The sequence below is a fragment of the Pseudomonas syringae genome (assembly GCF_023278085.1).
Taxonomy (GTDB): Bacteria; Pseudomonadota; Gammaproteobacteria; order Pseudomonadales; family Pseudomonadaceae; genus Aquipseudomonas; species Aquipseudomonas syringae_Q.
Genome location: NZ_CP066265.1, coordinates 278,452 through 301,992, shown reverse-complemented (window position 1 = coordinate 301,992; position 23,541 = coordinate 278,452). Strand labels below are relative to the sequence as shown.

At 60.6% G+C, this 23,541-nt stretch carries 20 protein-coding genes; 11 read left to right on the top strand and 9 right to left on the bottom strand.

Going from position 1 to position 23,541, the window contains the following annotated elements:
• The first annotated feature begins 60 nt into the window (after nt 1-60).
• From argS to I9H07_RS01360, 10 genes are all read left to right on the top strand, one after another.
• Complete coding sequence (argS, locus tag I9H07_RS01405; RefSeq protein WP_024672913.1) at nt 61-1,797, top strand: arginine--tRNA ligase; 1,737 nt, start codon at nt 61-63, stop codon at nt 1,795-1,797.
• A gap of 1 nt (nt 1,798) precedes the next feature.
• Nucleotides 1,799-2,494 (top strand): SPOR domain-containing protein, encoded by a 696-nt coding sequence (locus I9H07_RS01400; protein ID WP_024672912.1) that lies wholly within the window; start codon nt 1,799-1,801, stop codon nt 2,492-2,494.
• A gap of 746 nt (nt 2,495-3,240) precedes the next feature.
• Nucleotides 3,241-4,494 carry a serine hydroxymethyltransferase gene (gene glyA, locus I9H07_RS01395; protein ID WP_236425185.1) on the top strand — a complete coding sequence of 418 codons (1,254 nt, stop codon included), beginning with the start codon at nt 3,241-3,243 and terminating at the stop codon, nt 4,492-4,494.
• A 17-nt stretch (nt 4,495-4,511) separates the two neighbouring features.
• On the top strand, nt 4,512-5,762 hold the full coding sequence (locus I9H07_RS01390; protein WP_002555602.1) for a sarcosine oxidase subunit beta family protein: 1,251 nt from the start codon (nt 4,512-4,514) through the stop codon (nt 5,760-5,762).
• A 15-nt stretch (nt 5,763-5,777) separates the two neighbouring features.
• Entirely contained in the window at nt 5,778-6,074 is a 297-nt protein-coding gene (locus tag I9H07_RS01385; protein ID WP_058825112.1) for a sarcosine oxidase subunit delta, read from the top strand.
• Nucleotides 6,071-9,091, top strand: a complete 3,021-nt coding sequence (locus tag I9H07_RS01380) for a sarcosine oxidase subunit alpha (RefSeq protein WP_058825113.1) — start codon at nt 6,071-6,073, stop codon at nt 9,089-9,091. Before I9H07_RS01385 ends, I9H07_RS01380 begins: the two co-directional genes overlap by 4 nt.
• Nucleotides 9,092-9,127: 36 nt before the next feature.
• Nucleotides 9,128-9,760, top strand: a complete 633-nt coding sequence (locus tag I9H07_RS01375) for a sarcosine oxidase subunit gamma (RefSeq protein WP_024673003.1) — start codon at nt 9,128-9,130, stop codon at nt 9,758-9,760.
• A gap of 194 nt (nt 9,761-9,954) precedes the next feature.
• Nucleotides 9,955-10,812, top strand: coding sequence for a formyltetrahydrofolate deformylase (purU, locus tag I9H07_RS01370; RefSeq protein ID WP_058391327.1), 858 nt, complete (start codon nt 9,955-9,957; stop codon nt 10,810-10,812).
• Nucleotides 10,813-10,902: 90 nt separating this feature from the next.
• Entirely contained in the window at nt 10,903-12,102 is a 1,200-nt protein-coding gene (gene fdhA / locus I9H07_RS01365) for a formaldehyde dehydrogenase, glutathione-independent (protein WP_024673475.1), read from the top strand.
• Nucleotides 12,103-12,394: 292 nt separating this feature from the next.
• Nucleotides 12,395-12,955: a DUF2780 domain-containing protein gene (locus I9H07_RS01360; RefSeq protein WP_024673474.1), complete on the top strand. Its 561-nt coding sequence runs from the start codon at nt 12,395-12,397 to the stop codon at nt 12,953-12,955.
• On the opposite strand, the gene I9H07_RS01355 is transcribed toward I9H07_RS01360, so the two are convergent.
• The gene (locus tag I9H07_RS01355; RefSeq protein ID WP_024673473.1) at nt 12,935-13,834 is read right to left on the bottom strand and encodes an acyltransferase; all 900 of its coding nucleotides are present in this window, start codon (nt 13,832-13,834) and stop codon (nt 12,935-12,937) included. The genes I9H07_RS01360 and I9H07_RS01355 overlap by 21 nt on opposite strands.
• A 193-nt stretch (nt 13,835-14,027) precedes the next feature.
• Between I9H07_RS01355 and I9H07_RS01350 the strand changes: the two genes are divergently transcribed.
• The gene (locus I9H07_RS01350; protein ID WP_024673472.1) at nt 14,028-14,531 is read left to right on the top strand and encodes an ATP-dependent zinc protease family protein; all 504 of its coding nucleotides are present in this window, start codon (nt 14,028-14,030) and stop codon (nt 14,529-14,531) included.
• Between the two features lie 676 nt (nt 14,532-15,207).
• On the opposite strand, the gene I9H07_RS01345 is transcribed toward I9H07_RS01350, so the two are convergent.
• The 8 genes from I9H07_RS01345 to betI all read right to left on the bottom strand — a co-directional run bounded on the left by I9H07_RS01345 (nt 15,208) and on the right by betI (nt 23,188).
• Nucleotides 15,208-15,837: a glutathione S-transferase family protein gene (locus tag I9H07_RS01345; RefSeq protein ID WP_024673631.1), complete on the bottom strand. Its 630-nt coding sequence runs from the start codon at nt 15,835-15,837 to the stop codon at nt 15,208-15,210.
• Between the two features lie 69 nt (nt 15,838-15,906).
• Entirely contained in the window at nt 15,907-16,089 is a 183-nt protein-coding gene (locus I9H07_RS01340; protein ID WP_058392826.1) for a hypothetical protein, read from the bottom strand.
• The gene (locus I9H07_RS01335) at nt 16,086-17,219 is read right to left on the bottom strand and encodes a PepSY-associated TM helix domain-containing protein (RefSeq protein ID WP_024673633.1); all 1,134 of its coding nucleotides are present in this window, start codon (nt 17,217-17,219) and stop codon (nt 16,086-16,088) included. The genes I9H07_RS01340 and I9H07_RS01335 overlap by 4 nt, the downstream gene beginning before the upstream one ends.
• A gap of 118 nt (nt 17,220-17,337) precedes the next feature.
• Nucleotides 17,338-18,321, bottom strand: a complete 984-nt coding sequence (locus tag I9H07_RS01330) for a FecR domain-containing protein (RefSeq protein WP_236425186.1) — start codon at nt 18,319-18,321, stop codon at nt 17,338-17,340.
• Nucleotides 18,318-18,836 carry an RNA polymerase sigma factor gene (locus tag I9H07_RS01325; RefSeq protein WP_024673635.1) on the bottom strand — a complete coding sequence of 173 codons (519 nt, stop codon included), beginning with the start codon at nt 18,834-18,836 and terminating at the stop codon, nt 18,318-18,320. The genes I9H07_RS01330 and I9H07_RS01325 overlap by 4 nt, the downstream gene beginning before the upstream one ends.
• A gap of 334 nt (nt 18,837-19,170) precedes the next feature.
• A complete protein-coding gene (betA, locus tag I9H07_RS01320) occupies nt 19,171-20,877 on the bottom strand; it encodes a choline dehydrogenase (RefSeq protein ID WP_024673539.1) in 1,707 nt (568 codons plus the stop codon).
• A 140-nt stretch (nt 20,878-21,017) separates the two neighbouring features.
• Nucleotides 21,018-22,490, bottom strand: a complete 1,473-nt coding sequence (betB, locus tag I9H07_RS01315; protein WP_024643499.1) for a betaine-aldehyde dehydrogenase — start codon at nt 22,488-22,490, stop codon at nt 21,018-21,020.
• 104 nt (nt 22,491-22,594) lie between these two features.
• Nucleotides 22,595-23,188: a transcriptional regulator BetI gene (gene betI, locus I9H07_RS01310; protein ID WP_010432384.1), complete on the bottom strand. Its 594-nt coding sequence runs from the start codon at nt 23,186-23,188 to the stop codon at nt 22,595-22,597.
• Nucleotides 23,189-23,541: the final 353 nt, after the last annotated feature.

The following is a 23,541-nucleotide window of genomic DNA, read 5'->3' as shown; positions in this document are numbered from 1 at the left end:
TGCGGAGTTTTTCCACCCGCGCATCCAGGCGCCACCGCGCTTGCGGTCGAAGAGAGCATCATGAAAGACACCATTCGCCAGCTGATTCAACAAGCCCTGACCCGTCTTGTCACCGAGGGCGTCTTGCCAGAAGGGCTGACGCCGGCGATTCAGGTGGAAAACGCCCGTGACAAGACGCACGGCGACTTCGCCAGCAACATTGCGATGATGCTCGCCAAGCCTGCCGGCATGAAACCGCGTGATCTGGCTGAAAAGCTGATCGCTGCGCTGCCTGCCGACGATCAGGTGAGCAAGGTCGAAATTGCCGGTCCGGGTTTTCTGAACTTCTTCCAGAATACAGCCGCGCTGGCCTCGCGCCTTGACGCCGCGTTGGCCGATCCGCAACTGGCGGTTCGCAAGGCTGGCGTCACACAGCGTGTGGTGGTCGATCTGTCGGCACCCAATCTGGCCAAGGAAATGCACGTCGGTCACCTGCGCTCGACCATCATTGGCGACGGCGTGGCGAACGTTCTGGAGTTCCTCGGCGACACGGTCATTCGCCAGAATCACGTCGGCGACTGGGGCACACAGTTCGGCATGCTGCTGGCCTATCTGCAGGAAAAACCGGCAACCAGCGACGAGTTGTCTGACCTGGAAGATTTCTATCGCGCCGCCAAGCAGCGCTTTGACGAGTCCGAAGAGTTCGCCGAGCGCGCACGCGGGCTGGTGGTCAAGTTGCAGGCCGGTGACGCTGAATGTCTGACACTGTGGACGCGTTTCAAGGATATCTCGCTGTCTCACTGTCAGGAGACCTACGAGCGCCTGAACGTCAAACTGACCCCGGCCGATGTCATGGGCGAAAGTGCCTACAACGATGATCTGGCCAATGTGGTCAATGATCTGAAAGCGACCGGCCTACTGGTCGAAAGCAACGGCGCGCAGTGTGTGTTCCTCGAAGAATTCCGCACCGCCGATGACACGCCACTGCCGGTCATTGTGCAGAAGGCCGGTGGCGGTTATCTGTATGCCACCACCGACCTGGCGGCCATCCGCTATCGCAGCAAAGTGCTCAAGGCCGACCGGGTGCTGTATTTCGTCGACCAGCGTCAGGCCCTGCATTTCCAGCAGGTATTCGAAGTGGCGCGCCGTGCGGGCTTCGTCCACGAGGGCATGCAACTGGAACACATGGGCTTTGGCACCATGAACGGTGCCGACGGCCGCCCGTTCAAAACGCGCGATGGCGGCACGGTCAAGCTCGTCGACCTGCTCAATGAAGCCGAAGAGCGTGCCTACACGCTGGTAAAGGAGAAGAATCCGGAAGTCGCCGAGGCCGAGTTGCGCAGCATCGCCAAGGCAGTGGGGATCAGTGCAGTGAAATACGCCGACCTGTCCAAGCACCGCGCCAGCGATTACAGCTTCAACTTCGATCAGATGCTGAGCTTCGAAGGCAACACCGCACCTTATCTGTTGTACGCCTACACCCGTGTAGCCGGTGTGTTCCGCAAGCTGGGAACGCCTTTCGACGCCAGCAAGGGGCACATCGCCCTTGAAGCGCCGCAGGAGCAGGAACTGGCTGCACGTCTGGCGCAGTTCACTGAAACATTGAATAACGTCGCAGAAAAAGGCACACCGCACGTACTTTGTGCTTACCTGTATGACCTTGCGGGCCTGTTTTCCAGCTTTTATGAAAACTGCCCGATCCTTGGTGCGGAAAATCCCGATCAGCAACAGAGCCGTCTGCGTCTGGCTGCCCTGACCGGTCGCACCCTCAAGCAAGGCCTGGACCTGTTGGGTCTGGAAACTCTGGAGCGTATGTAAGTTGGCAGTTGCGAAGAAGAAACCGGCACCCAAGCGGGGCGCCAGCCGTTATCAGGCACCCGCGAAGAAACCGATTCCAGGGTGGTTGTGGCTGGCAATTGGTCTGAGCGTAGGCGCATTCGTGGTCTTTCTGATGAAGCTCGAACCGGGTGGCGAAGACGTCAAGCGGGTCAGGGCGGACGCCAAGGCTGCGAAAATCGCCGAAGCGAACAAGACGCCACCGAGCCCGACCGCTCCGGTCAAGCCCAAGTACGACTTCTACACGCTGCTGCCGGAATCGGAAGTGATCGTGCCTAACGAAGCGGTCCCGGAGAAGACTCCGCCGCCTGTCGCGCCGACCGCACCGGTTTCGCCGGAGCAGGCCGCCAAGATCGACACGGCGCGGGCTCAGGCAGCGCTTAGCGGTCTGACACCGCCACCGGCCCCGCCTGTTGCCACGACCAAGCCAGCGGCGGTCACGACGTTCTATCTGCAAGCGGGCTCGTTCCGCAAACAGGCCGACGCCGAGAAAGTCCGCGCGCAGATCATCCTGCTGGGCCAGACGTCGACCGTCGAATCCGGCACCGTGAAGGATGAAACCTGGTATCGCGTACTGGTCGGCCCGTTCAGCAACCGCGAACAACTGACCACTGCCCAGAAGCAACTGGCAGGCGGCGGCTTCAGCAACCTGTTGCTGCAACAACGCCAGAGCCGCTAGCGGGAGCTGGATTCACATCGATGCTCATGCCAATGCCCCGCATTGGCATGCCATTCCGGATGCTCTGCTTCCCTTGCGACGCAGAGCGTCGTGAAATGCATTCCCACGCTGGAGCGTGCGGAACGAGAATCTTGTAACTATCGTACCAATGCCCCGCATTGGCATGCCATTCCGGATGCTCTGCTTCCCTTGCGACGCAGAGCGTCGTGAAATGCATTCCCACGCTGGAGCGTGCGGAACGAGAATCTTGTAACTATCGTACCAATGCTCCGCGTTGGTATGCCGTTCAGGACGCTCCGCGTCCTCGTTGCGACGCAGGGCGTCGCGAAATACGTTCCCACGCCGGAGCGTGCGGAACGAGAATCTTGTAACTATCGTACCAATGCTCCGCGTTGGTATGCCGTTCAGGACGCTCCGCGTCCTCGTTGCGACGCAGGGCGTCGCGAAATACGTTCCCACGCCGGAGCGTGCGGAACGAGAATCTTGTAACTATCGTACCAATGCTCCGCGTTGGTATGCCGTTCTGGACGCTCCGCGTCCTCTTGCGACGCAAGGCGTCGTGGTTTGTGTATTTCCCTCCCCCCTTCATCTATTTATCTCTGCGCGCCAGGCCATGTCGTAAACGCACCTTTGTGTGGCGTCCATAGGCATTTGGCGTCTTTGGTCCGGCCCTACCATCGCTCTCAGAGGGCTCTGTTCGGCCCGACCAAAAAGTCAGGCGCAGCGCCGCCGCCGGGAGATCCGCGATGTTCAGCAAGCAAGACCAGATTCAGGGTTATGACGATGCACTGATGTCGGCGATCAACGCCGAGGAGCAGCGTCAGGAAGACCATATCGAGCTGATCGCCTCGGAAAACTACACCAGCAAGCGAGTGATGCAGGCCCAGGGCAGCGGCCTGACCAACAAGTACGCCGAGGGCTATCCCGGCAAGCGCTACTACGGTGGTTGCGAGCATGTCGACAAGGTCGAGCAACTGGCTATCGAGCGCGCCAAGCAGTTGTTCGGTGCCGATTATGCCAACGTCCAGCCGCACTCCGGCAGTCAGGCCAACGCGGCGGTCTACCTGGCGCTGCTCCAGGCCGGCGATACTGTGTTGGGCATGAGCCTGGCGCACGGCGGTCACCTGACTCACGGTGCCAAGGTCAGCTTTTCCGGCAAGCTGTACAACGCAGTGCAGTACGGCATCGACACCACGACCGGGCTGATCGATTACGACGAAGTCGAGCGCATCGCCGTCGAATGCCAGCCAAAAATGATCATTGCCGGTTTCTCGGCCTACTCGAAGACCCTGGACTTCCCGCGCTTCCGCGAAATCGCCGACAAGGTGGGCGCCTACCTGTTTGTCGACATGGCGCACGTCGCCGGCCTGGTCGCCGCCGGTCTTTACCCGAATCCGCTGCCCTACGCTGATGTGGTCACCACCACCACGCACAAGACCCTGCGTGGGCCACGTGGCGGCCTGATCCTGGCCAGGGCCAACGAAGAGCTGGAAAAGAAATTCAACTCTGCCGTCTTCCCCGGTGGTCAGGGCGGGCCGCTGATGCACGTCATCGCCGCCAAGGCCGTGTGCTTCAAGGAAGCCATGGAGCCCGGCTTCAAGGCTTATCAACAGCAGGTCATCGATAACGCGCAAGCGATGGCGCAGGTGTTCATCGAACGGGGCTTCGACGTGGTCTCCGGCGGCACCGACAACCACCTGTTTCTGGTCAGCCTGATCCGTCAGGGCCTGACCGGCAAGGAAGCCGACGCCGCGCTGGGCCGTGCACACATCACCGTCAACAAGAACTCGGTGCCCAACGATCCACAGTCACCGTTCGTGACCTCAGGCCTGCGCATCGGTACGCCGGCCGTCACCACGCGTGGTTTCAAGGTGACCCAGTGCATCGAGCTGGCAGGCTGGATCTGCGACATTCTCGACAACCTCGGTGATGCCGATGTCGAGGCCGACGTCGCCAGACAGGTCGCCGCCCTGTGCACCGATTTCCCGGTTTATCGCTGAGTCAGGAGTAGCCCTACATGCAGCATTACTCAGGCTTCGGCCTTCTCAAGCATTCCCTCAGCCATCACGAAAACTGGCAGCGCATGTGGCGCACGCCGACGCCGAAAAAAGTCTACGACGTGGTTATTGTCGGTGGCGGCGGACACGGTCTGGCGACGGCTTATTATCTGGCCAAAGAGCACGGCATCACCAACGTGGCAGTGGTCGAGAAAGGCTGGCTGGGCGGCGGCAACACGGCTCGCAACACCACCATCGTGCGCTCCAACTACCTGTGGGACGAGTCGGCGCATCTTTATGAGCACGCGATGAAACTGTGGGAAGGCCTGTCTCAGGATCTGAACTACAACGTCATGTTCTCCCAGCGTGGCGTCTACAACCTGTGCCATACCTTGCAGGACATGCGCGACTCGGAGCGCCGCGTCAGCGCCAACCGCCTCAACGGCGTAGACGGCGAACTGCTCAACGGCAAGCAGGTCGCCGAAGAAATCCCGTATCTGGATTGCTCAAAAAACACCCGCTACCCGATCATCGGCGCAACCGTTCAACGCCGTGGCGGCGTGGCCCGTCATGACGCAGTAGCGTGGGGCTTTGCGCGTGCTGCCGACGCGTTGGGCGTTGACCTGATCCAGCAAACCGAAGTGATCGGTTTTCGCAAGGAAAACGGCGTTTGCATCGGCGTCGAAACCAACAAGGGCTTCATCGGTGCCAAGCGTGTCGGGGTGGTAACAGCCGGTAACTCCGGGCACATGGCCAAACTCGCAGGCTTTCGTCTGCCGATCGAATCACACCCGTTGCAGGCGCTGGTTTCCGAGCCGATCAAGCCGATTATCGACAGCGTCATCATGTCCAACGCCGTGCACGGCTACATCAGCCAGTCCGACAAGGGCGACCTGGTGATCGGTGCCGGTATCGACAGTTGGGTCGGCTACGGCCAGCGCGGCTCGTACCCGGTGATCGAACACACCATTCAGGCCATCGTCGAGATGTTCCCGGTGCTGTCCCGCGTGCGCATGAACCGTCAATGGGGCGGTATCGTCGACACCACGCCGGACGCCTGCCCGATCATTTCCAAGACGCCGGTGCCGAACATGTTCTTCAACTGCGGCTGGGGTACGGGCGGCTTCAAGGCCACACCGGGCTCGGGCAACGTATTTGCCGCCAGCCTGGCAAAAGGCGAGATGCACCCGCTGGCCAAGCCGTTCTCCATCGACCGTTTCCACAACGGCGCACTCATCGACGAACACGGCGCTGCAGCCGTAGCCCACTAACAGGAGAACCCGACCATGCTGCATATCTTCTGTCCTCACTGTGGCGAACTGCGCTCCGAAGAGGAATTCCATCCGTCCGGCCAGGCGCATATCCCGCGCCCGCTGGACCCCGGTGCCTGCACCGATGAGCAATGGGGCGATTACATGTTCTTCCGTGACAACCCGCGGGGCCTGCATCACGAACTGTGGATTCACGCCGCCGGTTGCCGCCAGTACTTCAACATGACGCGCAATACCGTGACCTACGAGATTCTCGAGACCTATCCGATCGGTACCACGCCGCAGTTCACGGATCAGGGAGACAAGGTATGAGCCAGACCCATCGCCTGCCCAACGGCGGCCGTATCAATCGCAGCAAGGTGCTGAACTTCACCTTCAACGGCCAGACCTACCAGGGCTTTGAAGGTGACTCGCTGGCCTCTGCCCTGCTGGCCAACGGCGTCGACATCATTGGCCGCAGCTTCAAGTACTCCCGGCCACGCGGCATCTTCGCGGCAGGCTCGGAAGAGCCGAACGCCGTGTTGCAGATCGGCGCGACCGAAGCCACGCAGATCCCCAACGTGCGTGCTACGCAGCAAGCGCTTTATTCAGGACTGGTTGCGACCAGCACCAACGGCTGGCCCAGCGTGAATACCGACGTGATGGGTATTCTCGGCAAGGTCGGCGGCAAGCTGATGCCGCCCGGCTTCTACTACAAAACCTTCATGTACCCGCAATCGTTCTGGATGACTTACGAGAAGTACATCCGCAAGGCTGCCGGCCTGGGTCGTTCGCCGACCGAGAACGACCCGGACAGCTACGACGCGATGAACCAGCACTGTGACGTGCTGATCGTCGGCGCAGGCCCTGCCGGTCTGGCTGCCGCGCTGGCAGCGGGTCGCAGCGGTGCCCGAGTGATCATTGCCGATGAACAGGAGGAGTTCGGCGGCAGCCTGCTCGACAGCCGTGAAAGCCTGGACGGCAAGCCGGCCACCGAGTGGGTCTCGACGGTAGTTGCCGAGCTGAAAAGCCTGCGCAATGTGACGTTGCTGCCCCGCGCAACGGTCAACGGCTATCACGATCACAATTTCCTGACCATTCACGAGCGGCTGACCGATCACCTCGGTGATCGCGCGCCTATCGGCATGGTCCGCCAGCGCATGCACCGGGTGCGCGCCAAACGCGTGGTGCTGGCAGCCGGTACTCACGAGCGCCCGCTGGTTTACGGCAACAATGACGTGCCGGGCAACATGCTGGCCGGTGCGGTCTCGACGTATGTCCGTCGTTACGGCGTCGCGCCGGGCAAGAAGCTGGTGCTGTCGACCAATAACGACCATGCCTACCGCGTCGCTCTGGACTGGCTCGATGCCAGCCTGCAGGTCGTTGCGATTGCCGATGCGCGGCATAACCCGCGCGGCCCGCTGGTTGAAGAAGCACGGGCCAAAGGTATTCGCATTCTGACCGGCAGCGCGGTCATCGAAGCCCGTGGCAGCAAACACGTGACCGCTGCGCGGGTTGCTGCCATCGACCTCAAGGCGCACGCCGTTACCAGCCCTGGCGAATGGCTTGAGTGCGATCTGGTGGCCAGCTCCGGGGGTTACAGCCCGATTGTGCACCTTGCTTCGCACCTGGGTGGCAAGCCGGTCTGGCGCGAGGACATCCTCGGTTTCGTGCCGGGTGAAGCACCGCAGAAACGCATTTGCGTGGGTGGCGTGAACGGCGTCTACAGCCTGGCCGACAGCCTGGCCGATGGTTTTGAAGGCGGCGCGCGCGCGGCCAGCGAGGCGGGCTTCGGGATTGTCGAGGGCGTCATGCCCAAAGCCCTCAACCGGGCCGAAGAACCGACGTTGGCGCTGTTTCAGGTGCCACACGAAAAAGGTACCGCACGAGCGCCCAAGCAATTCGTTGACTTCCAGAACGACGTCACCGCCGCCGCCATCGAACTGGCGACACGCGAGGGTTTCGAGTCGGTCGAGCACGTCAAACGTTACACCGCGCTGGGGTTCGGCACCGATCAGGGCAAGCTGGGCAACGTCAATGGCCTGGCCATTGCCGCCCGCTCGTTGAACGTGTCGATTCCGGAAATGGGCACCACCATGTTCCGCCCCAACTACACGCCGGTGACGTTCGGTGCGATTGCCGGACGCCACTGCAAACACATCTTCGAACCGGTGCGTTTCACGGCGCTGCACGCCTGGCACGTCAAAAACGGTGCCGAGTTTGAAGACGTCGGCCAGTGGAAGCGCCCCTGGTACTTCCCGAAGAACGGTGAAGACCTTCCGGCAGCCGTTGCTCGCGAATGCAAGGCGGTGCGTGACAGCGTCGGCCTGCTGGACGCCTCGACGCTGGGCAAGATCGACATTCAGGGCCCGGACGCGCGCGAATTTCTCAACCGCATCTACACCAACGCCTGGACCAAACTGGACGTGGGCAAGGCGCGTTACGGGCTGATGTGCAAGGAAGACGGCATGGTCTTCGATGACGGCGTGACCGCCTGCCTCGCCGACAATCACTTCCTGATGACCACTACCACGGGCGGCGCTGCACGGGTTCTGCAATGGCTGGAAATCTATCAGCAGACCGAATGGCCGGACCTCAAGGTTTACTTCACCTCCGTGACCGATCACTGGGCGACCCTCACGCTGTCCGGTCCTAACAGCCGCAAGCTGCTAAGCGAAGTCACCGACATTGATCTGGGCCGTGAAGCCTTTCCGTTCATGACCTGGAAAGAAGGTCTGGTCGCCGGTGTACCGGCCCGAGTATTCCGTATTTCGTTTACCGGCGAGCTGTCCTACGAGGTCAACATTCAGGCCGACTACGCCATGGGCGTTCTGGAAAAGATCGCCGAGGCAGGCAAGCAGTACAACCTGACGCCTTACGGCACTGAGACCATGCACGTGCTGCGCGCCGAAAAGGGCTTCATCATCGTCGGTCAGGACACCGATGGCTCGATGACCCCGGACGATCTGAACATGGGTTGGTGTGTCGGTCGTACCAAGCCATTCTCCTGGATCGGCTGGCGCGGCATGAATCGCGAAGACTGCGTGCGGGAACAGCGCAAGCAACTGGTCGGCCTCAAACCGATCGACCCGAACAAGTGGCTGCCGGAAGGTGCACAACTGGTCTTCGACACCAAGCAGACGATCCCGATGAGCATGGTTGGCCACGTGACCTCCAGTTACGCGCACAACTCGCTGGGCTATTCGTTCGCCATGGGCGTGGTCAAAGGCGGCCTGAACCGTATTGGCGAGCGCGTGTTTGCGCCGCTGGCCGATGGCAGCGTGATCGAAGCCGAGATCGTTTCTTCGGTGTTCTTCGATCCGAAGGGCGAGCGGCAGAATGTTGAGTAAACATCAGCGCCAAACAGAATTCAAAGCAGGTGACTCATGACCACAGCCAACGTTTACCAGCAGCGCCCGACCACCGACGTCAAAGCCGAGTCGCCGCTGTTCCACGCCAGTCTCGACAGCCTGATCGGCAAAGGCCGCGCCAGCCCGGGCGTGTTCCTGCGCGAGAAGAAGCTGCTGGGCCATCTCACCCTTCGTGGCGATGCCCATGATCCAGCCTTCGCCGCCGGCGTACACAAAGCGCTGGGCATGGAGCTGCCTGGGGCACTGATGCTGGTCAGCAACGGCGAAAGCTCTCTGCAATGGCTCGGCCCGGATGAGTGGCTGCTGATCGTGCCGAGTGGCGAAGAATTCGCGGCGGAGCAGAAATTGCGTGCTGAACTGACCGGGCTGCACATCGCCATTGTCAATGTCAGCGGAGGCCAGTCGATTCTGGAGCTGAGCGGGCCGAAGGTGCGCCAGGTGCTGATGAAATCCACCAGCTACGACGTACATCCGGACAACTTTCCGGTGGGCAAGGCCGTCGGCACGGTGTTCGCCAAGTCACAACTGGTCATCCGCCGGACCGGCGAAGAGACCTGGGAGCTGCTGGTCCGCCGCAGCTTCTCGGATTACTGGTGGCTGTGGCTGCAGGATGCGAGTGCCGAGTACGGGCTGAGCATTCAGGCGTGAAGAGCCCGAGAAACCGGGACGCTCAGGCTTCTGCCCGTAACGCTCATTCCCACGCTCCGCGTGAGAATGCATGTCTAGACACTCTGCGTCGCAAAATAGGGACGCAGAGCGTCCCGAACTGCATGCCAACGCGGAGCATTGGCACGAGAGTCAGCCAGATATGTGCATAACGAACATTCAGGAGCATTCATTAAATGAGCCGCGCGCCCGACACATGGATTTTGACCGCCGACTGCCCAAGCGTGCTGGGCACGGTAGATGCAGTGACGCGCTTTCTGTTCGAGCAGGGCTGCTACGTCACAGAACACCACTCCTTCGATGACCGCCTCTCGGGACGCTTCTTCATTCGTGTGGAGTTTCGTCAGCCCGAGGCTTTCGACGAGCAGGCGTTCAAGGCCGGATTGAGCGAACGGGGCGCAGCATTCGGCATGATCTTCGAGCTGACGGCACCCAACTACCGGCCAAAAGTAGTGATCATGGTTTCAAAAGCCGATCACTGCCTGAACGACCTGCTCTATCGTCAGCGCATCAATCAACTGTCCATGGACGTGGTCGCGGTGGTGTCCAATCACCCGGATCTTGAGCCGCTGGCTGGCTGGCACGGAATTCCGTACTACCATTTCCCACTGGACCCCAACGACAAGCCCGCGCAGGAAGCCAGAGTCTGGCAGGTCATCGAGGAGTCCGGCGCAGAGTTGGTGATTCTTGCTCGCTACATGCAGGTCCTGTCACCGGACCTGTGCCGCAAGCTGGATGGCAAGGCGATCAATATTCATCACTCGTTGCTGCCCGGTTTCAAGGGTGCCAAACCGTACCATCAGGCCTACAACAAGGGCGTGAAACTGGTCGGCGCGACAGCGCATTACATCAACAACGATCTGGACGAAGGCCCTATCATTGCCCAAGGCGTGGAGGTGGTCGATCACAGTCACTACCCCGAAGACCTGATTGCCAAGGGTCGAGACATCGAAGGGCTGACACTGGCCCGCGCGGTGGGCTATCACATCGAACGGCGGGTGTTCCTCAACGCCAACAGGACGGTGGTTTTATAGGCGCAAGCTGCAAGCAATGAGTATTTCTTGCCGCTTGAAGCTTGCAACTGTTTTTCTCTGCTCCAAAACAATAAAAGCGAGGCGACATGTATGTCTGGTAATCGCGGTGTAGTTTATCTCGGCGCTGGCAAGGTCGAAGTGCAATCAATTCCTTTCCCGAAAATGGAAGACCCACGCGGCAAGCGCATTGAACACGGCGTGATCCTGCGCGTGGTTTCCACCAACATCTGCGGCTCGGACCAGCACATGGTACGCGGCCGCACCACGGCGCAGACCGGGCTGGTGCTCGGTCATGAAATCACCGGTGAGGTGCTGGAAGCCGGTCGTGACGTGGAACATCTGAAAGTCGGTGATCTGGTTTCTGTGCCATTCAACGTGGCGTGCGGTCGCTGCCGCAGTTGCAAGGAACAGAACACCGGCGTCTGCCTGACGGTCAACCCTGCGCGTCCCGGTGGTGCCTATGGTTATGTCGACATGGGCGACTGGGTTGGCGGCCAGGCTGAATACGTGCTGGTGCCTTACGCGGACTTCAACCTGCTCAAACTCCCGGACCGCGACGCGGCGATGGAAAAAATCCGCGACCTGACCTGCCTGTCCGACATCCTGCCCACCGGTTACCACGGCGCCGTGACTGCCGGGGTTGGACCTGGCAGTACCGTCTACGTTGCAGGCGCTGGCCCGGTCGGTTTAGCCGCTGCCGCTTCGGCCCGCTTGCTGGGTGCGGCAGTGGTCATCGTCGGCGACGTTAATCCGACACGCCTGGTTCACGCCAAGGCCCAGGGCTTCGAAATTGCCGACTTGTCCCAGGACACACCCTTGCACGAGCAGATCGCTGCCCTGCTCGGCGAACCTGAAGTGGATTGCGCCATCGACGCGGTAGGTTTCGAAGCACGCGGTCATGGCCATGCTGGCGCTCAGGCCGAAGCACCCGCCACCGTGCTCAACTCATTGATGGGTGTGGTGCGAGTGGCAGGCAAGATTGGCATTCCCGGCCTGTACGTCACCGAAGACCCGGGAGCCGTGGACGCCGCTGCAAAAATGGGCAGCCTGAGCATCCGCCTCGGTCTGGGCTGGGCCAAATCCCACAGCTTCCACACCGGCCAGACCCCGGTCATGAAATACAATCGCCAGTTGATGCAGGCGATCATGTGGGACCGCATCAAGATCGCTGATGTGGTGGGTGTCGAGGTGATCAGCCTGGACGACGCTCCGCGTGGTTATGGCGAATTCGATGCGGGCGTGCCGAAGAAGTTTGTGATTGATCCGCATCGGTTGTTTAGTGGCGTGTAGCGTTAACAAGCGGGCAGCCGAGCCATAGGGTCTTGGCGATAGATGCAAAGAACAGCCGGGGCGGCGGAAGTCATGGGGGCATTTTCTGGAATTGAACATCAGGGTGCCAGCTTGAACCTGCACCTTCCAGCCGTCCAGCCGTCCAGCTAGCAGAACGGCCAGGCAAAAATGTCTGGCGCTGAAATAACCTGCACCCTGTCATGCACGCCGGGAACAAGCCTCGGTTCCTCCAGTCAAATCGTCAGCTTTACCGCTCACTAATAGGCGGTTCAGGTTTGATAAGGGTGACGCAATGAAAACTGCACGCAGTATGGCTTTGGTAACGTTGATGGCGCTGGCGGCAAGCCCGGCGTTTGCCTTCAATCTGAATGACGCAGCGAATGCCGTCTCCAATGCCACGAATGGCAATCAGAAAGCCACGGCGGCACCCGAAGTGGCGGGTCTGCTCAATACCCTCGGCACGCAGCTCAATGTCACCCCTGAACAGGCTGTTGGCGGGACGGGCGCATTGCTCGGGCTGGCGAAGAACAAACTGACCAGCACCGATTATTCGCAACTTGCCAAATCGGTGCCGGGGCTGGAGCAAATGTCCGGGACGTCTGCGCTGGACAGCCTGGGTGGCGCCAACGGGCTGGGCAGTCTGCTGGGCAAATCGGGCAATAGCTCGATGCTCAACAGCGCACTGGGCAACGTGCAGAACATGGGCGACGTGAATAACGCCTTCAAGGCACTGGGCATGGACAGCACGATGGTCAGCCAGTTTGCCCCGCTGATTCTGCAATACCTCGGGCAACAAGGTGCCAGTGGTTCGGCGTTGCAGAGCCTGAGTGGATTATGGGGTGCCGGTAGCTAACTCAATCCGCAATGCGCCGATAAGCGCATCTTTCTCGACCCAGAGCTGATTGACCCAACCCTGCACTTTCTCGCGAAACACCGGGTCGTTCTCGTAATCGCCCTGCCAGAGTGAAGGGTCCAGCTCGCGGGTCTTGATGTCGACGATCACTCTGGAGACCCGACCGCACAACATGTCCCAGAAACCGGGAATGCCTGAGCCGGGATACACCACCGTGACATCCAGAATGGCATCCAGCTGTTCGCCCATCGCCGCCAGCACAAAGGCCACGCCGCCCGCCTTGGGTTTGAGCAGGTTGGCGTAAGGCGATGCCTGCGCCGCATGTTTAGCCGGGGTGAAGCGCGTGCCTTCCAGGTAGTTGACGATGGTTACCGGCTGACGTTTGAACAGTTCGCAGGCGGCTTTGGTGATTTCCAGGTCCTTGCCCTTGAGCTCCGGGTGCTTTTCCAGAAAAGCCTTGCTGTAGCGTTTCATGAACGGGTAGTCCAGCCCCCACCACGCGAGCCCCAGCAGCGGCACCCAGATCAGCTCCTTTTTCAGGAAAAACTTGAAAAAGGGTGTACGCCGGTTGAGCGCCTGAATCAGCGCGGGAATGTCGACCCATGACTGGTGATTGCTGATGACCAGATAAGACGTATCACCGCGCAGCCCTTCATCGCCACGAATGTCCCATCGCACAGGAATGAACGTCGCGAAAATAGCCTTGTCGATTTCGGCCCAGGTCTCGGCTACCCACATTGCACCGCGTGAGCAGCGATCGCGCATCGAGCCCCGGAACAGCAGCTTGAGCAGGGCAAAAATCAGCAAGGGCCCGATCAGCACCAAGGTGTTGACCAGCAATAGAAAGGTGACGAAACAGCCGGTGAGCAGACGGCGCATAGCGGACTCTTGAAGGTTCAGGGGCGGCAATGATAAAGACCCTCGCGTTTTACGCCAATTACACAGGTGCTTACAAATGTTTCACGTCTCGGCATTTATGCTGGCGTGACATGCTTGCTGCCGAACCTCCTGCAGGTTCGCTGTCTAAAACCGGGCGCCAATCAGGCGCTGACCACTGCGAGGAACCTCTCACGTGAAACCGATCCTGGCGCTACTGTCGTTGCTGGCCCTGCCAGTCATGGCCGCTGAACCGACGTTGTATGGCCGCTACGAGAACATCAAGGTTCTCGACGTAGACCAGACCTTCAAGGCCAAAATGGACACCGGCGCGCTGACCGCTTCGCTGTCGGCCAAGGACATCGAGCTGTTCAAGCGTGATGGTGATGACTGGGTACGATTCCGCCTGGCCACCAAGGGTGCGGACAACAAGGTGTACGAGCACAAGGTGTCGCGGATCAGCAAGATCAAGGGCCGTGCCGAAGGTGATGACGAGGACGATGAAAGCATCAACCCTGCCAAGCGCCCGGTCGTTGACCTGGAACTGTGCCTGGGCGACAAGAAGCGTACGGTCGAGGTCAACCTGGTAGACCGCAGCCACTTCAACTTCCCGCTGTTGATCGGCGTCAAAGCCTTGCGTGAGTTCGATGCAGCGGTCAATCCGGCCCGTCGTTACACCGCTGACGAGCCTGATTGCTGAGTTTTTTCATAGTCCTCAGCTAGCGTGCGGAACGATAATCTCAACTATCGTGCGATGCTCCGCGTCGCATGCTGTTCTGGACGCTCTGCGTCCGATCCGGAATGTGCGGCGCAGATCTGTGACGCGGAGCGTCACCCACGGCATTCCCACGCTGGAGCGTGCGGAACGATAATCCCAACTATCGTGCGACGCTCCGCGTCGCATGCTGTTCTGGACGCTATGCGTCCGATCCGGAATGTGCGGCGCGGCGCAGATTTGTGACGCGGAGCGTCACCCACGGCATTCCCACGCTGGAGCGTGAGGAACGATAATCCCAACTATCGTGCGATGCTCCGCGTCGCATGCTGTTCTGGACGCTCTGCGTCCGATCCGGAATGTGCGGCGCGGCGCAGATCTGTGACGCAGAGCGTCACCCACGGCATTCCCACGCTGGAGCGTGCGGAACGATAATCCCAACTATCGTGCGACGCTCCGCGTCGCATGCTGTTCTGGACGCTATGCGTCCGATCCGGAATGTGCGGCGCGGCGCAGATCTGTGACGCAGAGCGTCACCCACGGCATTCCCACGCTGGAGCGTGCGGAACGATAATCTCAACTATCGTGCGATGCTCCGCGTCGCATGCTGTTCTGGACGCTATGCGTCCACTCTTGAGTGTGCGGCGCGGCGCAGATTGACTCAAACCGGCGGCTGGGTCGCGATCATCGACGGGCGTTGACTGACGTCCAGGTACCACGCCGCCAGTCGCGGATAGGTGCTGCGCCAGTTGAGATCCGGCTGGCGGAAATCCAGATAGCCAAGCGCCGCGGCGACGCTGATCGATGCGACATCGAAGGAACTGCTGAGCTCGGTGATCGCGTTGCTTTCGAAGTAATGCAGCGAGCGTTCAATCTTCTGCTGCTGATTGTCCAGCCACTGGTCCCAGTGCTTTTCCTGCGGGCGCAAGGCGGTTTCGTAGCGGATCAGCACGGCGGCGTCCAGCACAGCATCGGCCAGTGAGGCCAGGGTAAGGCGCCTCCAGCGTGCCGTACCTTCACGGGGTATCAGCGGCAAGCCAACATGCTGATGGTCCAGATAATCAAGGATGACCCGGCTGTCATGAATGACATTGCCATCGGCCAGACGTAGTGCGGGGAGCTTGCCTGCCGGGTTGTCTTCATTGAGTTCTGCAGACGGATTGACCGGGGTCAGCACCGTGGCCTGCAACTCGACGCGATCGAGCTGAGCGGTTTCATGAAGCATCACTACCACTTTGCGAGCAAAGGGCGAAGCTGCGTTGAAGTACAACGTCATCGTGGGCGCAGACATGGGTGTTCCTCGAATGAGACAGCCTACTAGACTAGTCAGCGTGTGGCAGGTCTGCAATCGACGTTTCAATCAGCCACGCCGCACCAGCAATCCCCGGATACTCAACCCGGCAGCAAGCCCCATACCCAGCCAGGCCAGCGTGTCCCACCAGCCGTCACCCAGCAGCGCAGCGAACAGGCCCACCGCGATGAGCAACGCCAGTACGCCAGGTATCGCAAAGGTCTTCCAGAACCGTGACGGCCTCGAACTCATTGCGTCACCCGGGCTTGAACAACGCTCATCGAGCGTGCGGTACGACGCCTCACCCACCACAGATAAACCCCGCTGCCGAGTACGATAATGGTCAGCACATCCAGCACTGCCCAGAGAATTTTCATCGGCATGCCGCCGTAATCGCCGAAATGCAGAGGTTGCGACATGCCCAGAGCGTCCATGTACCAGGGACGTTCGACCACGGCAGTGACTTGCAGGGTCTGCGCGTCGATCAGCACCGGCGTGGCGAGGTGCGCAGTCAGATGCGTATTGCCTTTGAGGAACACCGCGTAATGATGCTCGCTGGAGAAGCGCGTACCCGGGAAGGCGATGAAATCGGCCTGCATGCCGGGTGCAGCGGATTCGGCGATTTCCAGCAAGCGGGTCGCCGGGGCGCGCAGCGTCAGGGGCGGCGCGTCTTTGTACGGGGCAATCATGGTTGCCAGCGCATCGTTGCGCCATGAGGCAATCAACAGGTCGGCGCAGGCGCTGATCACGCCCGTCACACCGACGACCAGCGCCCAGGTCAGCGTCACCACGCCAATCAGGTTATGCAGGTCGAGCCAGCGCGTGCGCCGGGATTTATTCGCTCGCACCTGGGCGAATTCAAGTTTGCGCATGAACGGTGAATACAACACGGTCCCGGAAACGATCGCCACGACAAACAGCAGCCCCATGAAAGCCAGCAACAGTTTGCCGGGCAGTTCGGCGTACATGTCCACGTGCAGACGCAGCATGACCATCATGAAACCGCCATTGGCCGAAGGCATTTCCAGCGCTTCGCCGGTGCGCGCATCAAGGGCGAAGGTGTGGGATGAGTTAGGCTCGGTGCCCGCCGTCGCCGCAGTAATCGCCATCACGCCATTGGGGTCTTCGTCATCCCAGCCGAAATACTGCATCACCTCGCCAGGGCGATGCGCTTCGGCAGCGCGTGCCAGTTGCTCAAGGTCCAGGCGCGGCGTGTCGGCGGGCATCTCCCGGTAGTGCGGCGCGTCGCCCAGCAGATGATCGATTTCATGATGAAAAATCAGCGGCAGCCCGGTTATGGCCAGCATCAACAGGAACAGGGTGCAGATCAGGCTGCTCCAGGTATGGACGATGGACCAGCGACGCACGGTTTGGCTTTTCATGAATTATCCACAGGCGAAGAGGACCGCCGAGCGTGCCCTTGAATGACGTGTAAAACCAAGCCGCATGAAACCCGGAAAGTGTCAGGGGCAATTGGCTGGCAACATGAAAAGGTGTGTTTCAGAGTTTTGCCGGACTGTCGTCAATCTGGCCGTCCTTTGCCTGCACGTTGACCCACCATTTCGTGTGCTGCTCAATCTGCACCGGCAGCGTTGGCAGCAGCGCCTTGAGCGCCAGATCGGTATCCGCCAGCGGAAAGGTGCCGGTGATGCGCAAATCAGCGACTTGCGGGTCAACACCCAGATGGCCGGCACGGTAACGTCCCAGCTCGGCGAGCAGGTCGGCCAGGCGGGCGTTATCCACCACCAGCATGCCCCGTGTCCAGGCATCAGTACCGGAAGGCATGCTGAGCAGCGGACCCAGACCGTTGCCAGTCAACAGGATCTGCTGGCCTGCGCGCAGTACTTGTCCATCGCTGGTGTTGCGGGAATTGGCTGCCACCGCCGACTGCAAGACGCTCAACAGCGTCCCGCCCGACTCGCGCCTGACCAGAAACCGCGTGCCCAGTGCGCGCATGCTGCCGTCCGGAGTCTCCACGATGAATGGACGTGGATCATCGTGGTTACCGGTCTGCACCAGTATTTCACCCTCCTGCAGGATGATCCGGCGTTGCTGTGCGTCGAAACGCACGTCGATGGCGCTGTGGGTGTTGAGACGAATCAGGGTGTTGTCCGCGAGGCGCACTTCGCGTTGTTCGCCGGTGGCCGTGCGTTGATCGGCCAGCCAGTAATTCACCGGCAGGTAACCATCCCCCATGAACAGTGCCAGACCGAACGCCACACACATCACCGCCAGACTGCCGCCCAGTTTGCGCAAGCTATGACGCAGCGTACCGGGTGATTGCTGCAACGCCTTGCGCGCCGGACCTGCTGGCAGGGCAAAACGTTGATTGACCATGCCCAATTGACGCCAGGCCCTGGCATGTTCTTCGTCCGCCGCCAGCCATTGGGCGAGTTCAGCACTGTTGCCATGAGTGCCATCCAGATCCAGTTGCCACTGGATGGCAGCATCGAGCACACGGGCGGAGACAGGTCTGGCGCTCATGTCGGCTCGCCATAGAGCGCCACATAGCACTGCCGCATCGCCTGAGCCAGGTATTGCCTGACCCGCGACACCGAAACGCCCAGCCGCTCGGCAATCTCTCCATGGCTCATACCGTCAAGACGGCTATACAGAAACGCGGCCCGTGCCTTGCTCGACAACGTGTCGAGCAGACGATCGATGGTTTTCAGGTCTTCGAGAATCAGCAACTGTTCTTCCGGCGAAGGCTGCTCTGCTTCCGGCAGTTGCATCAACTCCCCGAGATAAGCCTGCTCCAGCGCGGCACGACGGAAGTAGTCGAACATCAGGCCCTTGGCGATGGTCGCCAGAAACGCGCGCGGCTCCCGAGGCGGATGCAGTTCATCCCGACCCAGCAGGCGCACGAAGGTGTCCTGACTCAGGTCTTGCGCACGTTGTGGGCAGGCGACATTGCGCCGAAGCCAGGCCAGCAGCCATCCGCGATGATCGCGATACAACGCACCAACGATTTCGCTATGAGCGCTTGGGACTGACGACACGCACGGCCTCGATGAGAAAGTTCTAACTAAAGAGAATCATTCGCGATTGTGGCAGAGCGGAGGGGTAGTGGCAATTGGCGTCTGTCGGGAGTAGGATCTGAACGTTTTGGCTCTCGCGCCAATGCTCCGCGTCCATTGCGACGCAGAGCGTCGAGACATGCATTCCCACGCTGGAGCGTGAGGAAGAGAATCTTGTAACTATCGTGCCAATGCTCCGCGTTGGTATGCCGTTCAGGACGCTCCGCGTCCCTTTTGCGACGGGAAGCGTCGTGAAATTCATTCACACCGGGGCGTGCGGAACGACTGGCGTCCGGGGAGGACGCCAGTCGTCAGATCAAGCCTGGTGGCTGATCTCGCGCAGCGGCTTGCCGCGTGCTGGCTTGTCGCCTGCGACGAAGTAGTCGGCAGAGCTGCGTGGCAGCGGCTGGCGACCGCGAATCTTGTCGGCGATTTTCTCGGCGATCATGATCGTCGGTGCGTTCAGGTTGCCAGTGGTGATGATCGGCATGATCGAGGCATCGACCACGCGCAGGCCCTGCAGGCCATGTACGCGACCCTGGCCATCGACTACCGCCATCTCGTCGGTGCCCATCTTGCACGAGCAGGACGGGTGATAAGCCGTCTCGGCATGCTCGCGCACGAACTGGTCCAGCGCCTCATCGGACTGCACGTCAATGCCCGGGCTGATTTCACGGCCACGGTACGGATCAAGCGCCGGTTGCTGCATGATCTCGCGAGTCAGGCGGATGCCGTCGCGAAACTCCTGCCAGTCCTGCTCCGAAGCCATGTAGTTGAACAGGATGCTCGGATACTCGCGCGGGTCTTTGGATTTGACCTGCACGCGACCACGGCTCGGCGAGCGCATGGAACCCACATGCGCCTGGAAACCGTGTTCCTGAACACCCTTGGTGCCGTTGTAGTTAATCGCGACTGGCAGGAAGTGGTACTGAATGTTCGGCCATTCGAACGCTTCGCTGGAGCGAATGAAACCGCCCGCTTCAAACTGGTTGCTCGCGCCGATGCCGGTGCCGAGGAACATCCACTCTGCACCAATGGCTGGCTGGTTCCACCACTTCAGCGAAGGGTAGAGAGACACGGGTTGGGTGCAGGCATACTGCAGGTACATCTCCAGGTGATCCTGAAGATTCTGGCCTACGCCAGGCAGGTCATGAACCACCGGAATATCGAGCTTGTTCAGCACCTCGGCCGGGCCAACGCCGGAACGCTGGAGAATCTGTGGCGAAGCGATCGCGCCGCCACACAGCAGCACTTCCTTGCGGGCACGGGCCTGGATGCGGGTGTCGCTGTCGCCCACCAGGTACGCCACGCCGACGGCACGCTTGCCTTCGAACAGAATGCGGTCAGTCAGCGCGTGAGTGACGATGGTCAGGGTCGAGCGCTTCTTGGCCTCGTCCAGATAACCACGAGCGGTACTGGCGCGACGACCGTTAGGCGTCACGGTGCGGTCCATCGGACCGAAACCTTCCTGTTGATAACCGTTGAGGTCGTCAGTGCGCGGGAAACCGGCCTGCACGCCCGCCTCGACCATCGCGTGGAACAGCGGATTGTTGCCCGCCTTGGGTGTGGTCACGCTGACCGGACCTTCACCACCGTGGTAGTCATTCGGGCCGATGTCGCGGGTTTCGGCCTTGCGGAAGTACGGCAGGCAGTCGAGGTAGCTCCAGTCTTCAAGACCCGGCTCTTTTGCCCAGCCATCGTAGTCCATCGCGTTGCCGCGGATATAGCACATGCCGTTGATCAGCGACGAGCCGCCCAGGCCTTTACCGCGACCGCATTCCATCCGGCGGTTGTTCATGTGCGGCTCTGGCTCGGTCTCGTAGGCCCAGTTGTAGCGACGGCCCTGCAGCGGAAATGCCAGGGCGGCAGGCATCTGGGTACGGAAATCCAGACGGTAGTCCGGGCCACCGGCTTCCAGCAGCAGAACGGTGACGCCTGCGTCCTCGGTGAGACGGGCTGCCAGGGTGTTACCGGCAGAGCCGGCACCAATGATGATGTAGTCGTATTCGGATTGAGTCGTCATAGAGGCTCCCTCATAGAGCTGCGAGTTTCAAGCCTTGGCCGCAAGCAGAAGCAGCCAGGCGATACTCGTGAAAATGGGGTGCGGCAGGCAGCTTTTGAGTGCGTCTGCTTGAGGCCTGCCGCGTGCCACTGAAACCGTATTTAGAAAACCGAGGCGTAGTCGCCCAGTTCGATCTGTACAGATTTGATGCGCGTGTACTGGGCCAGCGAGCTGATGCCATTCTCACGACCGACACCCGACTGCTTGTAACCGCCGACCGGCATCTGTGCCGCCGACTCGCCCCAGGCATTGATCCAGCAGATACCGGCTTCCAGCAGATGAATCACGCGGTGGGCGCGGTTCAGGTCGCGGGTCACGATGCCTGCGGCCAGACCGAAGTCAGTGTCGTTGGCGCGACGCACCACTTCATCTTCGGTGTCGTAACCGAGGATGCTCATCACCGGGCCAAAGATCTCTTCGCGCACGATGGTCATCTCGTCGGTGCAGTCGGTGAACACGGTCGGCGCAACGTAGGCGCCCTTGTCGAATACACCACCGGTCAGACGATCGCCGCCGCACAACAGACGTGCGCCCTGCTCTTTGCCCTTGGCGATATAGCCCAGCACGCTTTCCATGTGTTCGAAGCTGACCAGCGGGCCGAAGTTGATGTTCTCGTCTTCCGGGTTACCGGCACGGATACGCTTTACACGCTCAAGGATTTTCGCTTCGAACTCGGCTTTCAGGGCGTTCGGCACAAACACGCGAGTGCCGTTGGTGCAGACCTGACCAGAACTGTAGAAGTTGGCCATCATCGCGATGTCGGCGGCACGGTCCAGATCGGCGTCGTCAAACACGATCAGCGGTGACTTGCCGCCCAGCTCCATGGTCACTTCCTTGAGCGACGAGCTCGAGGCGCTGGCCATGACTTTTTTGCCGGTGTCGGTACCGCCCGTGAAGGAGACTTTCTCGATGCGCGGGTGCTCGGTGATCCAGGTGCCGACTTCACGGCCGCTGCCGGTCAACACGTTGAACACGCCGTTCGGCACGCCTGCTTCGGTGTAGATTTCTGCCAGCTTCAGGGTGGTCAGCGAGGTGACTTCACTTGGCTTGAAGATCATCGCGTTGCCCGCCGCCAGTGCTGGAGCGGATTTCCACAGTGCGATCTGGATCGGATAGTTCCATGCGCCGATACCCGCCACCACACCCAGCGGCTCACGGCGTGTGTAGACGAACGAGGAATCACGCAGCGGGATCTGCTCGCCTTCGATGGCGGGCACCAGGCCTGCGTAGTACTCCAGCACGTCGGCGCCGGTCACGATGTCTACGTAGCGGGTTTCAGAGATGGCCTTGCCGGTATCCAGGGTTTCCAGCGCAGCCAGTTCATCGTTGCGCTCACGCAGGATGTCGACGGCACGGCGCAGGATGCGCGAACGCTCTATGGCCGTCATGGCGGCCCAGATTTTCTGGCCTTTTTCAGCCGCAACTACGGCCCGCTCGACGTCGTCTTTGCCGGCACGCTGGATCTGCGCCAGGACTTCGCCGTTCGCCGGGTTGATGGCGTCGAACGTCTCGGGGTTGCTGGCGTCAACGTAGCCGCCGTCGATGTAAAGTTTCTGCAATTCAAAACGGGCCATAAAGTCCTCGCAAATTCAGTGGGGGGCGATGACTGATTTCAGTGTGCCGGCTTGGTTCGGCAACAGGCTGGTGCAGTCGTTCGGTGAGCGGGCTTCGAAAGCGCTTAGCTCGCCGATTTCGCCAATTGAAAATCCATGTACTCGTAAGCGATCCGTTGCGCTTGCTCGGTGTCGAATGCATCGCCTGACAGCGCGCCTCTCAGCCACAACCCGTCTATCAGGGCTGCCAGCCCGCGGGCGGCGCTGCGTGCCTGTTCCAGTGGCAAGGTACGGCGGAACTGACAGCACAGGTTCGAATACAAACGGTGGTCGTTGATACGCTGCAATCGGTGCAGCGAAGGGTGATGCATGCTGGTCGCCCAGAAGGCCAGCCAGGTTTTCATGGCCGGGCCGCTGACCTGGCTGGCGTCGAAGTTGCCCTCGATGATCACTTGCAGGTGCGCCCTGGGGCTGTCGTCGGTCAGCGCCTGTCGGCGCTCGCGGACGTTCTGGATCAGGGCATTCATCAGGTGTCGCATCGTCGCGGCAATCAGGCCGTTCTTGTCCTGAAAGTAGTGACTGATGATGCCGTTGGAGACGCCTGCCAGTCGGGCAATCAAGGCAATGCTGGCATCGCCCATGCCGACCTGATCGACCGCGGTAAGCGTGGCCTGGATCAGCTGTTGGCGGCGGATGGGTTGCATACCGACCTTGGGCATTGGCGCGAATCTCCCGGTTGTCTGCAGTGATCGTTGTATCGAAATGACAGGGCCAGTCTAAAGATTTTTTATTGAACGATCAATCAATAAAAAATCAGCGGCGAGTTTTCAGTGGCAAACGGCACGTTGAAAAGCGCTTGATGGCGGGGCTGATCGGGGTTCGGTGCGGCGCAGATTTTGTGACGCGGAGCGTCACGACAGGCGTTCCCACGCTGGAGCGTGCGGAACGATAACCTCAACTATCGTGCGGCGCTGCGCGTCCGATCTTGAGTCCGTGGTGCAGCGCAGATGTGTGACGCGGAGCGTCACGACAGGCATTCCCACGCTGGAGCGCGCGGAACGAGAGGTGCCTG

Coding starts and splice junctions, on each gene's coding strand:
- I9H07_RS01380 (WP_058825113.1), top strand. CDS start 6,071: ATGAGCCAGACCCATCGCCTGCCCAACGGCGGCCGTATCAATCGCAGC.
- I9H07_RS01340 (WP_058392826.1), bottom strand. CDS start 16,089: ATGAGTTCGAGGCCGTCACGGTTCTGGAAGACCTTTGCGATACCTGGC.
- I9H07_RS01345 (WP_024673631.1), bottom strand. CDS start 15,837: ATGTCTGCGCCCACGATGACGTTGTACTTCAACGCAGCTTCGCCCTTT.
- betA (WP_024673539.1), bottom strand. CDS start 20,877: ATGACGACTCAATCCGAATACGACTACATCATCATTGGTGCCGGCTCT.
- glyA (WP_236425185.1), top strand. CDS start 3,241: ATGTTCAGCAAGCAAGACCAGATTCAGGGTTATGACGATGCACTGATG.
- I9H07_RS01360 (WP_024673474.1), top strand. CDS start 12,395: ATGAAAACTGCACGCAGTATGGCTTTGGTAACGTTGATGGCGCTGGCG.
- purU (WP_058391327.1), top strand. CDS start 9,955: ATGAGCCGCGCGCCCGACACATGGATTTTGACCGCCGACTGCCCAAGC.
- fdhA (WP_024673475.1), top strand. CDS start 10,903: ATGTCTGGTAATCGCGGTGTAGTTTATCTCGGCGCTGGCAAGGTCGAA.
- betI (WP_010432384.1), bottom strand. CDS start 23,188: ATGCCCAAGGTCGGTATGCAACCCATCCGCCGCCAACAGCTGATCCAG.
- I9H07_RS01390 (WP_002555602.1), top strand. CDS start 4,512: ATGCAGCATTACTCAGGCTTCGGCCTTCTCAAGCATTCCCTCAGCCAT.
- I9H07_RS01330 (WP_236425186.1), bottom strand. CDS start 18,321: ATGAGCGCCAGACCTGTCTCCGCCCGTGTGCTCGATGCTGCCATCCAG.
- betB (WP_024643499.1), bottom strand. CDS start 22,490: ATGGCCCGTTTTGAATTGCAGAAACTTTACATCGACGGCGGCTACGTT.
- I9H07_RS01385 (WP_058825112.1), top strand. CDS start 5,778: ATGCTGCATATCTTCTGTCCTCACTGTGGCGAACTGCGCTCCGAAGAG.
- I9H07_RS01335 (WP_024673633.1), bottom strand. CDS start 17,219: ATGAAAAGCCAAACCGTGCGTCGCTGGTCCATCGTCCATACCTGGAGC.
- I9H07_RS01355 (WP_024673473.1), bottom strand. CDS start 13,834: ATGCGCCGTCTGCTCACCGGCTGTTTCGTCACCTTTCTATTGCTGGTC.
- I9H07_RS01375 (WP_024673003.1), top strand. CDS start 9,128: ATGACCACAGCCAACGTTTACCAGCAGCGCCCGACCACCGACGTCAAA.
- argS (WP_024672913.1), top strand. CDS start 61: ATGAAAGACACCATTCGCCAGCTGATTCAACAAGCCCTGACCCGTCTT.